Source organism: Fibrobacter sp., assembly GCF_045112255.1.
Classification (GTDB): Bacteria; Fibrobacterota; Fibrobacteria; order Fibrobacterales; family Fibrobacteraceae; genus Fibrobacter.
In genome coordinates this window covers 194,049-207,820 of record NZ_JBGUHR010000086.1, presented here as the reverse complement: position 1 = coordinate 207,820, position 13,772 = coordinate 194,049, and the positions used below count along the sequence as shown (strand labels likewise).

Genomic DNA, 13,772 nt, shown 5'->3' with positions numbered 1-13,772 from the left:
AAAATTGTTCAAAATTGCGAGGTAAATATAGTAATGATTGGTGGGGGTAAAAAAGGAAAAGCCCGCACGGTGGCGGGCATGACAGAGCGGCTTCACGTCATTCTGAGGCGAAGCCGAAGAATCCAGTAAAGGTTTATTTCTTAAACACTTTATAGAAGCAGAATGCGCAGAGACCGATGATGGCGCCCCAAGCGCTAACCATGAAAACGAGTCCGCCCGTAGTAAATTCAGCGTCCATTTTTTAGCCCTCCATGTTTTCGTCAGAGTTACCGATTTCCATCTTCTTGATGCTCTTGCTGCGGCCCTTTTCAGCGGGGCCACCCTTGCGCCAGGCGTAGGCGATGGCGAGGTTCAAAAGCAGGAACAGCACGAGCAGGAATCCACGGAAAGCCCATGTGAAACCGACCTGCGGGAACGTGTGTCCGAGGAATGTGACCGTTGCGCTCGGGTCTACGTTGCTAAGCGTGATGAACGGGAGGCCGTCCGTTGCCGTGAACGAAACCAAAAGCACAATCAGGTAAATCGGGCATACGTAAAGGATAATCGGGCGGAGGAAACGCGGGAGCTTGAGAAGCGAGCCATCGTTCATGGTGGCAAATGCTTCGTTTTCGCCCGGTTCCACAACCACTTCGGCTGGGAGGTCGCCATTTTCCTGGGCTTTCTTGGCGTTGCGGCGTCCGAGCACGAGGCTAAAGAGAACCGCCTGGATCATGCCCACGAACACGATGAGGTACGTACCGCCCCAGAAGTCGAGTTCATCGACGGTGCCTGCGGCGAGGCCGAAAATAGCGGTGAGGCTACCGATAAAGGTAATCGTGCTGACCGTCGTGACGGACTTTTTACGCGTAAACTTGAGGTCGTCTTCGCAGAAGCTGATGAGCGGCTGGATGATGGAAATGGCGCTCGTGATGCCTGCAAAGAAGAGCATCGTGAACCAAACCGTCTGAAGCACACCGCCGAACGGGAGCGTACCAAAAACGTAAGGCATTGTCTGGAATCCAAGGCCGAACGTGCCGAGCTTCGCGCATTCTTCGATGTTCGCGCCTGCGATAAGCACTGCCATCGGGATCACGACCGTACCACCAATAATCACTTCGGCGAAGCCGTTTGTTGCGCTTGCTGTGAGCGAAGAAAGCACGAGGTCTTCCTTCGGCTTGAGGTAGCTGGCGTAGCAGAAAATGATCGCCATACCGAGGCTCATCGTAAAGAACACCTGGCCTGCAGCGGCCATCCAGACCTTCGGGCTTGCGAGTTCCGAGAAATCCGGGTTCCACATGAAGGCAAGTCCCTTGCCGATGCCCGGGAGCGTGAGCACACGGACCACAAGCACAAGGCCCAAAATCAAGAGGATCGGCATGCAAATCTTGTTGGCGCGTTCAATGCCCTTGCGCACACCGAACGAAAGCACAATCATGTTCGCGATAAATGTAATGAGGAAGAAGATGATGGCGACCGGGATGCCGCCGACGCAAGTCTTGAGCATAATGTAGTTGCCGAAGAATTCCGTCATCTTTTCAGGTCCCTGCGCGACAACGTCCATCAACGTGCCCGTTGCAGAGTAGAATGCAAACGCTAAAATCCAGGACTGGATAAATCCGTAGTAGAAAATGATGAAAATCGGCGGGAGGAGTCCGAGCGAACCCAGGTACTTTGCCCACTTCTTCTTTTTCTGGAAAATCACGTGGTAGGTGCTCGGGGAGGTACCGTAATTGTGGTAGCCTGCGTAACGGCCGAGCGTCCATTCAATCCAGGCGAGCGGAATCCCGAGGAACACAAACGCAATGAGGTAGGGGATGATGAATGCGCCGCCACCATTGGTAGCCGCTTGCACAGGGAATCGAAGAAAATTGCCAAGACCGACTGCGGAACCTGCAACTGCGAGGATGACTCCGAGTTTGGAACCCCAGTTTTCACGATTATTTGCCATGTTCTTTTCCTAAAATTTGAGCCTAAACTCAGTGAATATCGTGATAAATTTAGTTATTCCTCAAAAAATGGCAACTTTGAAAAATGTTACGGATGGAGATTTCTTTTTGGGCACAAAAATTCCTATACTTTCAACCCAAAAGAATGAGAGGTCCTATAAAGTATTATGAAAAATGGCGTGGTCTTGCTTGCTTTTTTAGGTGTTTTTATTGCGGCATGTTCCGAAGATTCTCCTACAGAAACTATTGACCCTGTGGAAGGATTTACTTTGGGTTCTATGACGGATAGTCGTGATGGTCAAACTTATAAGACTGTGACTATTGGTTCCCAGACGTGGATGGCGGAGAATTTGAATTTTGCCTATACGGGAGTGCCTTTTTATAATGGTGCGTATGCGTCAGATTCCACAAGTTGGTGCTATTATAACGCAAAAAATAATTGCGATATCTATGGTCGTTTATATACTTGGTCTGCTGCGATGGATAGCGCTGGGATTGTTTCTCTGGAAAATGGCGCTGTAGCTTGTGGAGTCGGATCAATGTGTAAGCCTAATAGTCCTCATCGAGGTATTTGTCCCGAAGGTTGGCATGTACCAACGCAGTCCGAATTTGATGTTTTATACAAATTAATTGGCGGAAAGAGCACTGCTGGCACAAAGCTAAAAACAACCAGTGGATGGGATGAAGAAAAAAATGGAATAGATGCGTTTGGCTTTGGCCTTTTGCCCGCGGGGTTCCGTTATTATGGAGGCCCTTATATGGGAATGGGGGAAAGGGGAGTTTTATGGTCTGTTTCGGAAAATGACATCAATTTAACCTTAGCTCAGTTTTTTTTGTTGGAGAATACTTAGATTCAGTTAAGTGGGCTAAAGCCGAAGGGGCTAGCCTTCGTTGCATCAAGGACCGCGAATAAGGCGAAGTCTGCGGCGAATAGTCGCTTCAAATGATTGCGTCGTCATCCTGAATTTTTTCACATCGTCATCCTGAACAAAGTGAAGGATCCAGTAACATCTTGAGATTGCTTCGCGCGGCTCATCTTGATAAATACAAAAAAAGCACCCCGCAGGGTGCTTCTCTAGTCTTTCGTCTGTAGCCGCTTTGCGGCGTTCTTTCGTCTAATTAATCGTCGTCTTCAGCCGGCTTTTTGGACATCTGCTTGCGCTTGATCGGGTCAAGTTCGGTCTTGCGGATGCGGAGCACTTCCGGAGTGACTTCGATGCATTCGTCTTCGTTGATGAAGGTGACGCATTCTTCCAAAGTCATGCGGCGGTACGGCGTGAGCTGGATCATGTCGTCAGAACCTGCGGCACGCATGTTCGTGAGGTGCTTGCCCTTCGTGACGTTCACGGTGATATCGACGTCGCGGTTGTGTTCACCAACGATCATGCCCGGATAAACTTCGGCACCCGGACCAATGATGAGGTAACCACGATCTTCGAGCTTGGAGAGAGCGTAGCTTGCGGCTTCGCCCGGTTCCTTAGCAATGAGCACACCGTTGATACGTGCCGGAATTTCGCCCTTGTACGGCTGGTATTCCTTGAAGAAGGACTGCGTCACGGCATAACCCTTCGAGAGCGAGAGAAGCTTCGGACGGATGCCGATAAGGCCACGTGACGGAACGATGAATTCGAGCTGCACACGGTCATTGTCGTCGGTCGTCATGTTGACCATTTCGCCCTTGCGCTGCTGGATTTCCTGGATGCAGGCGCCGCTGAATTCGCTCGGGACTTCGACCTTGAAGTCTTCGACCGGTTCAAGGAGCTTGCCGTTTTCGTCGTTCTGGAAAATCACCTGCGGAGAACCGATGGTGAATTCGTAGAGTTCACGACGCATGTTTTCGACGAGAATCGTGAGGTGCAAAATACCACGGCCAGAGACCTTGAACGTAGATGCGCCTTCTGCCTTTTCGACGAGGAGGGCCGGGTCTGCCATGTGGGCACGTTCCAGGCGTTCCTGGAGCTGGTTACCCGTCATGAACTTTCCACCGTACTTGCCTGCGAGCGGGGAGGTATTCACGGTGAAGAGCATGGAGATTGTCGGCGGGTCAATATGGATACGCGGCAAGTGCTTCGGATTGCTTGTAGCACTGAGTGTATCACCAATGTCGAAGTAGTCAAGGCCTGCGATGAGGATGATTTCGCCCGGACCGGCTTCTTCGATCGGCTTCGGGGTGAGGCCTTCGTAGCGGAGGATCTTCTGCGGGCGGATGGTCTTGACGGTGCCATCCGGGAATGTCTGGGCGTAAGTCTGGTTCGGCTTGAACACGCCTTCCTGCACACGGCCTACAGCCAAACGGCCGAGGAAGCTGGAGTATTCGAGAGAAGCAATTTGGAGGAGCGGTTCAGCGTTCGGATCGCCCTTCGGAGCCGGGATGCGTTCAATGATCTTGTCCATCAAGATGCTGAAGTCGCCATCCGGGTCTTCAAGTTCGGCGCGGCAAATGCCCTTACGGCCACTACCGAAGACCTTGTCGAAGTCAAGCTGTTCTTCGGATGCGTCGAGTTCGCAGAACAGGTCAAAGACCTTGTCCAAGGCGAGGAGCGGGTTGCAGCCGTCGCGGTCGATCTTGTTCACGACGATAATCGGGGTAAGACCGAGCTGCAAAGCCTTCTGCGTCACAAAGCGGGTCTGGGCCATCGGGCCTTCGAATGCGTCAACCACCAGGATAACGCCATCGACAGTACCCAAAACGCGTTCCACCTGGCCACCGAAGTCAGCATGCCCCGGGGTATCGACGATGTTCACGCGGTATCCCTTGTACATCACGCTCGTGTTCTTGGAGAGGATGGTAATGCCGCGTTCGCGTTCAAGGTTGTCGGAGTCCATCACGCGGTCCACGATTTCTTCACCTTCATGGAAGGTACCGCACTGTTTGAGGAGCTGGTTCACCAGGGTCGTTTTACCGTGGTCAACGTGGGCGATGATGGCAACGTTTCTGATTTTTGATTGATCCATATTTTACCGTTTGGCTTTAATTTTCGGCGCAAAGATAGAAAAATGAGCGGAAAAATGCAATATTTCCAGTTCGTATTCTATATTTAGGGGCGTGAATTACTTGGCTTTGGATTACGGAGAGCATCGTGTCGGGGTCGCTTTTGGCGATTCCGAGCTCAAGATGGCGTTTTCGCGCGAGACGATCGACCAGAAGACGACGAACCTGTTCGAGCGTCTGGATCAATTGGTGAAAATCAACAAGATTGACGAATTTGTCGTCGGGATGCCTTACCACCCGGATGGCCGCAAGGATGGCAAGAACGTGGTGGTCGAGGCTTTTATCAAGGATTTGGCGCTCCGTTTTCCGGGAATGAAAATCCATACGCAGGATGAATCGTACTCCAGCGTTCAGGCGCAGGAGTTCACCTCGTACATGAGCAAAAAGAAAAAGCAGAAGAACAAGGCCATTATCGACCGCACAGCCGCTGCCATCATACTCCAGCGCTGGTTCGATGAGCGTGGCTAAGCCCCGCATAGACGAAAGAACGGCTCTACGAGCCTACAGGCTAGAGACGAGAGTGGTATAATGGTGCTTCGCACGGATTCTGTGAAAAATCTTTCGTCTTTCGTCTCTCGTCTTTCGTCTAATTATTATATTTACAGCATGGCTAAAGAAATCGATAATTTTGATGATGAAGAAATGGACGAAGCCAACGGTGCGATGCTCGATGCATTGAACGCCGAAGAAAACTTTGTTCCGCAAGTCCGTGATTACAGCGACCGTCGCATCCTGATCTGGGAAGAAGACGATGTCCGCCGTGAAGCCTGCCTCGAAGTCCTTTCGGACTTGCTCGTGGGCGCATACTTCAAGGCCGTGAAGACCGAAGAAGAAGCTCTCCAGCAGCTCGAAGAAGACGACTGGGATACGTTCGTCGTGGATTTCTACACCGAAGGCGTCTCCGTCAGCGATTTTATCAAGCGCGTGAACAACTACCCGGGTTCTATCCTCGTCGCCATCAACATGGGTCCGCTGACTCTCCCCGAAGAACGTGAACCGGCCAAGGCCGAAAACTTGCGCCGCCTGTTCGACATCGAACGCGCTAGCTCCCAGATCCACGCTTAAACATTGTCATGCCGCACTAGTTGCGGCATCGCCTTCTTGTAAAAGGTCGCCCCAAATGGGACGACCTTGTTATTTGTCATGCCGGTCTGTCATCCCGGACTCCGTTCCGGGACGGCATCGCCTTTTTTAATTCCCGCAGGCAGAAATCACGCCCGGCGTAGGTGTGTCCGTGCACCAGGAATCCGGCTCACCGCGCTTGTTCCAAAGCCCGATGTTTAACTGCAAGCTCTTTGGCGCTGTTGCCGAGGAGCTTCCGACGGGCAATGGGGCGTTGTGGAGCGTATCGGCCTTGCCGTAATACAGCGAGTCGAGAATGTTTCCGTTGCATTGCAACACAAGCGATCCCGAGGATTTGCCAAATGCAGGCATTTTTTCGGTATGCATGTAGAATCCTGCGATGTCAGCTGTTTCATGATCCCCCACGACAAGGACTTCGTTGGGTGGAAGCTCTAGAGTTGCTATTTCTGCGGCGCCGCTTGCGTTTGATGTTTTCCCTAAGGAACATTTGTCCAAAATGAGCGTGTCTGTGCTCCCATTGTAGAGTTCTACAAAATTGTATTGCGAGGAATCTTTTGCGTTTGTCCATACAAAGAATTCACTGACCACGATGTCGTTCTTGGCCGGAACGCGTTTCGTTGCAGGGAGCTTGAGCGATACATGCACGTTTACTTCTTTTGCAAGTTCGATGGCCAGCGCGATTTTGCTACGCAGCGATTCTATCTGGAAACTTGGAATTGGAGTGTTTTCATCGAGCGTGAACTTGTCGTTCAAACTGAATATGGGTTTCCCGCTTTCATCCTGCATCGCTATTGTTATCTGGTATTCGCGGTTAAGCTTGAGTTCGTCGCTTGTGAACGAGACGCTATCCGAATCAAATATCATGGGGTAGGTGAAGGTCTCGTCTTTGCTTGTGAGAATCATTTCTCCTTTCTTGATTCCTGCCGGGTTTCCAAAGCCGATCGGAATTTTTACATAGACAAACCCGACGAGCGCATGCATCGGAATCTTTAAATTCACGGTTGCGCCGGCGTCAATAGCGGTTGTGACATCGCCTTCTTGCATCAATGCCCCATTTGCGTAAAGCTTTGCCTTAAAAGTCCAGTTCTCGCTTGGGAAAACATCGAGATTGAACGAATTGTTTTCGGCGGAATTTACGAAATGGAGTGTGTCTGGGCCAAAGCAATCCAGCACGAGACTGTCGAGCAGCGGCGTTTCGGAGTAATCCAGGTTGAGTGCGACTTTTGCGGTTTCGCCAATCTGGATTGTATCGAGGGGCGATTCTGCACGGGAATCGCCGGAGCAATTCCACAAGGCAAGGGCTGTTAATGCTGTAGCCGCGCTGCGGCAGGCGTGTTTTCTGATCATAGGACTCATATAACCTCCTGATTGTTTGGGTGGTCCTACTTACTTAACACGCACGAGCGGGCGTTTTATTCCCCCTACTTTTGTGTAAAATTAATTTGACAAAGCTTGTGGAAATGCAATTACAAATGCAACTTGCTTTTCCCGTTTTCCACGCGGTTGCCTTGCAATTTTGCGGCGCATGATTTGTCTTGGCGCAGAATTTTCACGAGCGCACTTGGGCTAAGCCCGAACGCGGCCGCTGCGGCTTTCGTATCGCCGTTCTTTGTTGCCATGATATCAAAGACATGAGCCACAAACAGTGGAAACAGCGGGTTGCTCGGCTGGATGTGCCCGTTGCTTCCTGGAAATTTCATCTCGACCTCGGGAGGATCTTCGCGTACGTTCAGCGCAAGCGCCATTTGCATGCGGTGTAGCGCGTGAATCTTGTTCTCTTTTGCGCTCCTGCTTTCGGAAGACTTAATTTCTAAATTATATTGTTGTAACGAAAGATGAACGCCGGTATTGGTCTTGTTCCTGTGCTGACCGCCGGGGCCGCTGCCTTGATAGCCTTTCAAGGAACAGGCTCGTAAAAGTTCATCCAGATTCATTTTGAGGTAGGTATCGCGATGCATGTACTGAAAAATAAAATTGTTCTTGCGCTTTTGGTGGGCGCTTTTGCTTTAATGTCCGGCTGTGCGGGTTCTTCCAATAACACTTCGAGTGAACTGCCTGAAACGGCGGCAGTCCGTGACGCCAAGGTGAAGGCCCAGGAATCAGATAAGCTTACCATGCTCGAAAACATGTTCACGCTTTTCAAGGAGTCGGTCAAGAACCATGCACCCTCTGATGTATTGCTTGACTTTTTGACGGATCCTTCGGAATCCTGGCTCGATGAACTTGAAAGCCATGCCAGGTCCTACGATGCCGCCGCGATAGACACATGCCAGTTTTATGAAGCTTATGCCATCGTGCTTTATAGACTGTTCGAGCGCGAACACCTCTGGACGGTACCTGATTACCGTATGCTCTATTTGCTTCTTTACGAAACTGAATTTCTGGACCTTGTGGAGCGCGTAAACATGGGACCGTTTGAAATCAAGAATGACCGAGGAAGCGTCGGCCTTGCATCGAGTCCGAAGGTCCCGATAATGCTTTTTAACTGGGACGACACCAAGTGGAAGCTGGACCTTATTGAAACTCTTCCGTTAATCACTAAGGGTATTGAAGCGACTGCTGCAAAGAAGAACTGGACAGGTGCAAAGCTTGCTCTTTATTGGCTCGACAAGAAATACCACTTGCAGTATTCACGCCTGGATGAATCGCTGTTCGAACCGATTGGGTTCTAGTGGAGACCGCTATGCGTAAGTCGCTTGCTGTTCTTGTTTTTTTCACGGTATGTGCAGCATTGTCCTTTGCAGCCCCGTCGGCTTCCGCGAAAGCGAAAGTGACTCCATCGACAAAAATCTACGGTGCTGTAGAAGCTAAGGATGGCTTTGCTGGAGGGCGCCTTTTTGATGTTCTTGATTCTGTTGGCGGCTCTGGAACGTGGATGGAATGGGATGTGAACGGTGTCCGTGACCCTTCGGTGATGAAGGCTATAGACCCTCTTTTGAACTCTTCGAACAAGCCGAAGATGATCTGGGCCATTACAGAACGCGAAAAGCCTTTGCTTGCTGTGCTTTTGCCGAAGGGCGCAGGCGAGGTTATCGTGTTTTACGAGCTTGGCGCCTTTGATGCAAAACCTGTTCCACTGAAACTCAACAAGGTCCTTACGCCTGATGTCGTATTCAGGGATTACAGACAAATTTCTGAAAAAGAATTTGTGCACCTGGACCGTTCGAACTTGAAGATCCTGGTAACGGACAAGTTAATCCGCTTTACCTACGACAATCCGGACAAGACTCCTCTTCGTTACGATCCTGACTTTGCAACGAAAACGCTTGTTGACAAGCATGCCGAAGTGAACGATTATCTGGGCTTCTTAAGGTATGAATATTCGATGATGCTCCGCGCTTTTGTCCAGTCTACCCGCGGTATTTTTAACTGGCAACCGTGGCATTGGTATATGGACAAGTGGAACTCGAAATTCATGATTACGGCGAAGGAAATCGAGATGATCCTTTCCAAAGGCGTTCCTCCTGAATATATAACCGTCTTTAAGGCTAAGGCGTCAGGGGGAGAAATTGTCGAAATGCGCACGACGGGCAATGGATTTCTCGAAATGGTCATTACAAGGCCGTAATTTTAGCATCTGACAGTTCTTACCATTTGCAGCTCTCGCCTTGCATGTCGTTCCGCGCCTCTGCGCGGGAATCCCCGTTTCTGATTTTTACTATTTTAATTTTCGTGAAATCTATCATTAAAAAATTTCAGATTCTACTGGTTGCCTGTGCAACGGTCTCCAGCATGGCTTCTTCTGTCATAGAAGATTCCAAGAAACGTTTTATCTTAGACGACGAGGTCCTTGATACGTCTAAAGAATCTTGTGAAGACGGCTCGGGAATGCGCTTTGCTCCCGAAAATGCTTTTTACATGGATTCTAGCAGGGTGCCGTACCGCTATTACCGAGTGGCACTTCCGTCAGGCGATATGCCTTCGGTCTCGGTAACCAACAATAAGCTTGTTGCGCTTGGAACTTCGTACTGCAAGTCTACTCCTGTAAAGGCACAGACAGTCTCGGTTTCAAAACCGTACCTCAAGGATAATTTGTGGATGGCCGATGTGCTGGTCCCGCTATATGTAAAGCAGGCCGGCTCCATCGCCCTTCGCACGGATTTCCGCTTGAATGTCGATTTTGCAAGTGCATCGGCAAGCGGCCGCAATCCGGGCGCCCGCGCACTTATGCAGGTGGTGAATTCGAAGTCCGCCGCGCAGTTTGGAACGGCCGCGTCCCGTACGGTCCTGCGCCGTGAAGCGGCTTCTGAAATCGATGGCATCGTCAAGCTTGCCAAACTGGTTGTAGGCGACAAGGATATGGCGACATTCCGCGAAGATGGCCTCTATGCCGTTGGTTTCAATTCCCTTCTGAAATTCACAAGTCGTGATGATTTGAGCGGAATCCCCGTAGAAAAAATTTGCGTTTACGGAGCCTCGCCAGATACGCTCCCTGACATGGGGCCAGGAGCCAAGCTTCGCAGCCCGAACCAGCTATTCGAACTGCCCATAACCGTTGATGACCGCAATTCTAACGGCATCTTTGATGATGGCGATTCCCTTTATTTCGTGGGATATGGTAATGCGTTTTGGAAAAGGATCGATTCAGAAGAAGAAAATTATCCCAAATCGAATATGAACTATTTCCATTCGTATTCTCCGTATTCTTTTTACCAGCATTTTATTCTCGGGTATAAAGAAGTGGGGAAGGGCAAACGCCTTGAAACCCTTGCTCAGCCAAAATCGACGCCGAAAAGCATTGAGTGGCTTAGGTATGTGCGTGCCGAAAAAGATGAACTCTTGATTGATACTTATTACGGCAAGTCTCTTGATTGGGAAAAAACAACTGGAAAAGAGTGGTTCTGGAAATGGCATGATAAAAATGAAACTACGGTCGTTACGGACTTGAACGCGGAATCGCAGATCGTGGACTTGCCTGGGTTTGTCAAGGATGGCAAGGGATTTGCGTCTGTTACCTATTTCCCGCTTCGCTCGATAAATTCAAGCAGTGGTGTGGATCAGTCGATTGGCTATATGTCTGATAGCGCTTACTCATCGCGGATGAAGTCGATTCATTTTAAGCTGAGTGTCAATGGCGAACAGCATTCAAAGGATCGTGCAGACTCCTTTTACTGGTCCGATGGCGTCTTGTTGCCGGGAGGGAACTTCGCTATGGAGTTCAAATCCCTCAAGGCTTCCGGGAACGAGTTTGAACTGACCATGCTTCCGAACGAAAATCAATACAACCGCTTCGATGGCGTTTCTGTAGCTTACCAGTGGGATCCGGCTTCTGTGTCAATAGATTCTTCGGAATGGCTGTTGCCTGGGTTTGCCACAGGAATTGTTCGGATCCCTGTCGGTAAAGATTCCGATCTGCGCTTGATGAAGTTTGTGAACTTTAAGCCGGTTGGACTTCTGAAAATTTCGAATGGAACCGCTATCGATAGTATTGGCTTTAATGAAGATGTTCGATACTTGCTTTATAACGAAAAGGATCGCCGTAACTCCACATTGAGTATTGAGGCTATACCTGCGCCATCCCCAAATGCCGTCCAGAAGCTTGCGCAGATTTCTTCCAAGACGGAATACCTGATTATTACGCCAGAAGAATTCCTTGAACCGGCGGAAGATCTTGCGTCGTTCCGTTCCAGCGATTCTGCTATAAGCCCGCTTGTCACTGCTGTTGTTGCTGTAGAAAACATTTACAGACATTACACCGGTGGATCTCCTTCTCCGATTGCGATTCGAAACTACATCGCCTACGCACGAAGCGTCTGCCCGGATTTGCGGTTTGTGCTGCTTGCTGGTTCTGGCCATTATGACTATCGAGGCGTTAATCCTAGACTCGGTAAAAATTATATGCCTCCGTTTGAAAAGGAGTCGGCGGTGACCGAAGACTTCTTTGCGGTCCTGGATTCTGGAGAAATGGTTAGAAGTCCCCGTATATATGATGTAGACCTTGCTGTTGGCCGTATTCCTGTATCGTCTGTCGATGAATTTTATACGTACAATGAAAAAGCTCGCGATTACGAGAAAGTGGGTCGATTTGATCACGGGGAATGGAGATCCACGATGCTGCTTGGGGCTGATGATGCCCGCAATAGCGGTGGGGTGGATAGGATTCCGCATACCGAAGACCAGGAAATGTTGGCAAGGACGATTGATGCAATTTCAGATAAACTTAATTATCGTATGAACATGAAAAAGGTTTATCTCCTGAATTACGAGTATGATGCCGCTGGTCAGAAACAGGAAGCAAATAACGATTTCCTGAATATTATGAATCAGGGTGCCTTGATGACCATATATTACGGTCATGGATCCAAGTCTACATTGGCTTCGGAAGGCTTGTTCAGAACATCGGACATTGCAAAGCTTTCTAATGAGAAAAAATACACGATATTAAGTTCGTTTGCATGTACCGTGGGACGCTTTGATGAAGGGGATTCTAGGTCAATGACCGAAGCTATGGTCCTTGAGAAAAGCGCTGGCGCTATTGCTGGAATTGGTGCGGCTCGTGAAACGTATGAATCTTACAATAATCAATTTTCGAAGAACTTGATAAATAACGCTTTGTCCAAAGATGGAAATTATCTTGGTGTCGCCTATATGCTAGCTAAGGATAATATTGTTCATAATCGTCAAGAATCGGATTCGCATGATAATGTGCATAATACGGAACATTATGTGTTTATGGGCGAACCTGTGATTCAGTTGCCTTTGGCGAGTATGAAGATTACTCTTGATTCGCCGGTGAAGTCTATCAAGGCTCTTGATAAAATGAAGCTTTCTGGAAAAGTGTCCGGAATGACTTCGGGAAACATCGCCTTGACGCTTAGGGAAGGCCGTTATACAAAGGCTCTTGATTTGATTTCTATAGAAAAAGTTATTGATGTGAATTATGATGGCGCGCTGATCTATTCAGAAGTCGTTCCCGTTGCTGATGGCCGTTTTGAAACGGAATTTGTGACTCCGAAGAAGTTGAATATCGGTGATTCGCTTGCGGAATTCCGCGCGTGGGCATTTTCGTCGAAAGAACCTGCTGTTGGGCGCTATCTTGAAAAGAATATTAAGATAACAGGTATTTCCAACTATGCAGATTCCTTGAATGATAATATTCCGCCGACGATTAAAATCCAGTCATGCAATGCCGGGGAATTGACTTCGTTTGCCGATAATCAGCATGTGAAATTGAGAACTCCGGCTTGTTTGCAGGTCGTTGTTGAAGATGAAACTGCTTTGGATTACCGTGAACAGGCCGATGAAGGTATTTCTTTTGAAATGGTTGGGCTTGAAAACCCCTATCATCCGGCACCCTTCCTGGAACAGTCCTCGAAACGTGCTGTTGCTCGCAAGTCGTTGACAACGGAAGCGTATCCGGCTGGCGATTACACGTTCAGGGTTCGTGCTTTGGATGTTCTTGGAAACATTGCTATAAAGACTGTTAATGTCCAGATTATAGAAGATTTGCAGACCGGGCTTGCTGACGTATTCAACGTCCCGAATCCGATGGGCAAGAAGGGGACGACGTTCTACTTTAAGAACCTTTCTGTAGACAAGGATCCGGAAGTGTCGATTTTCATCTATAACCAGCATGGTAGACTTGTCAAGGTTATTAATGACGCTAAATCTGGTGTAACACATTGGGATGGCAAGGACAATTATGGCCGTTTGCTTGCCAATGGGCTGTATCACTATGTTGTCCGAAACAAGGCGAAAGTCAGTGTTTCGGAATCTAAAACAAAAACTAAAACTTGGACTAAAAAACAAAAACTGTTGATCTCGAGGTAAAT

Annotated in this window: 10 protein-coding genes; 6 read left to right on the top strand and 4 right to left on the bottom strand. The window is 49.1% G+C overall.

The annotated features are described in order from the left end of the window. Positions 1 to 241 precede the first annotated feature (241 nt). Positions 242 to 1,927 carry a sodium-dependent transporter gene (locus ACJMM9_RS12205; protein WP_405327354.1) on the bottom strand — a complete coding sequence of 562 codons (1,686 nt, stop codon included), beginning with the start codon at positions 1,925 to 1,927 and terminating at the stop codon, positions 242 to 244. A 165-nt stretch (positions 1,928 to 2,092) separates the two neighbouring features. Here ACJMM9_RS12205 and ACJMM9_RS12200 point away from each other — a divergent pair, with 165 nt between their 5' ends. Beyond that, the gene (locus ACJMM9_RS12200; protein ID WP_405327351.1) at positions 2,093 to 2,776 is read left to right on the top strand and encodes a fibrobacter succinogenes major paralogous domain-containing protein; all 684 of its coding nucleotides are present in this window, start codon (positions 2,093 to 2,095) and stop codon (positions 2,774 to 2,776) included. A gap of 268 nt (positions 2,777 to 3,044) precedes the next feature. Here the strand turns inward: ACJMM9_RS12200 and typA are convergent, their stop codons facing one another. Next, complete coding sequence (gene typA / locus ACJMM9_RS12195; RefSeq protein ID WP_405327348.1) at positions 3,045 to 4,880, bottom strand: translational GTPase TypA; 1,836 nt, start codon at positions 4,878 to 4,880, stop codon at positions 3,045 to 3,047. Positions 4,881 to 4,971: 91 nt separating this feature from the next. On the opposite strand from typA, the gene ruvX reads away from it, so the two are divergent. Together ruvX and ACJMM9_RS12185 are read left to right on the top strand one after the other, a co-directional pair. Further along, positions 4,972 to 5,385, top strand: a complete 414-nt coding sequence (gene ruvX, locus ACJMM9_RS12190) for a Holliday junction resolvase RuvX (protein ID WP_405327345.1) — start codon at positions 4,972 to 4,974, stop codon at positions 5,383 to 5,385. A gap of 138 nt (positions 5,386 to 5,523) precedes the next feature. Beyond that, positions 5,524 to 5,982 (top strand): hypothetical protein, encoded by a 459-nt coding sequence (locus ACJMM9_RS12185; RefSeq protein ID WP_073423950.1) that lies wholly within the window; start codon positions 5,524 to 5,526, stop codon positions 5,980 to 5,982. A gap of 126 nt (positions 5,983 to 6,108) precedes the next feature. Here ACJMM9_RS12185 and ACJMM9_RS12180 read toward each other — a convergent pair whose 3' ends face one another. Together ACJMM9_RS12180 and ACJMM9_RS12175 are read right to left on the bottom strand one after the other, a co-directional pair. Beyond that, positions 6,109 to 7,347, bottom strand: a complete 1,239-nt coding sequence (locus ACJMM9_RS12180; RefSeq protein ID WP_405327343.1) for a lamin tail domain-containing protein — start codon at positions 7,345 to 7,347, stop codon at positions 6,109 to 6,111. Between the two features lie 119 nt (positions 7,348 to 7,466). Further along, the gene (locus tag ACJMM9_RS12175) at positions 7,467 to 7,958 is read right to left on the bottom strand and encodes a peptide chain release factor-like protein (RefSeq protein WP_088639474.1); all 492 of its coding nucleotides are present in this window, start codon (positions 7,956 to 7,958) and stop codon (positions 7,467 to 7,469) included. Here ACJMM9_RS12175 and ACJMM9_RS12170 point away from each other — a divergent pair. The 3 genes from ACJMM9_RS12170 (at position 7,953) to ACJMM9_RS12160 (ending at position 13,770) form a co-directional block, all read left to right on the top strand. Further along, complete coding sequence (locus tag ACJMM9_RS12170) at positions 7,953 to 8,672, top strand: hypothetical protein (protein ID WP_405327340.1); 720 nt, start codon at positions 7,953 to 7,955, stop codon at positions 8,670 to 8,672. The two genes, ACJMM9_RS12175 and ACJMM9_RS12170, sit on opposite strands and share 6 nt — an antisense overlap. Positions 8,673 to 8,683: 11 nt before the next feature. After that, positions 8,684 to 9,568, top strand: a complete 885-nt coding sequence (locus ACJMM9_RS12165) for a hypothetical protein (RefSeq protein ID WP_405327338.1) — start codon at positions 8,684 to 8,686, stop codon at positions 9,566 to 9,568. 104 nt (positions 9,569 to 9,672) lie between these two features. Continuing rightward, positions 9,673 to 13,770, top strand: a complete 4,098-nt coding sequence (locus ACJMM9_RS12160) for a C25 family cysteine peptidase (RefSeq protein WP_405327335.1) — start codon at positions 9,673 to 9,675, stop codon at positions 13,768 to 13,770. Positions 13,771 to 13,772: the final 2 nt, after the last annotated feature.

What these genes read in the sequence shown, in the direction of transcription:
- ACJMM9_RS12205 (WP_405327354.1), bottom strand. Translation starts at nt 1,927, where the DNA reads ATGGCAAATAATCGTGAAAACTGGGGTTCCAAACTCGGAGTCATCCTC.
- ACJMM9_RS12200 (WP_405327351.1), top strand. Translation starts at nt 2,093, where the DNA reads ATGAAAAATGGCGTGGTCTTGCTTGCTTTTTTAGGTGTTTTTATTGCG.
- typA (WP_405327348.1), bottom strand. Translation starts at nt 4,880, where the DNA reads ATGGATCAATCAAAAATCAGAAACGTTGCCATCATCGCCCACGTTGAC.
- ACJMM9_RS12185 (WP_073423950.1), top strand. Translation starts at nt 5,524, where the DNA reads ATGGCTAAAGAAATCGATAATTTTGATGATGAAGAAATGGACGAAGCC.
- ACJMM9_RS12180 (WP_405327343.1), bottom strand. Translation starts at nt 7,347, where the DNA reads ATGATCAGAAAACACGCCTGCCGCAGCGCGGCTACAGCATTAACAGCC.
- ACJMM9_RS12170 (WP_405327340.1), top strand. Translation starts at nt 7,953, where the DNA reads ATGCATGTACTGAAAAATAAAATTGTTCTTGCGCTTTTGGTGGGCGCT.
- ACJMM9_RS12175 (WP_088639474.1), bottom strand. Translation starts at nt 7,958, where the DNA reads ATGCATCGCGATACCTACCTCAAAATGAATCTGGATGAACTTTTACGA.
- ACJMM9_RS12165 (WP_405327338.1), top strand. Translation starts at nt 8,684, where the DNA reads ATGCGTAAGTCGCTTGCTGTTCTTGTTTTTTTCACGGTATGTGCAGCA.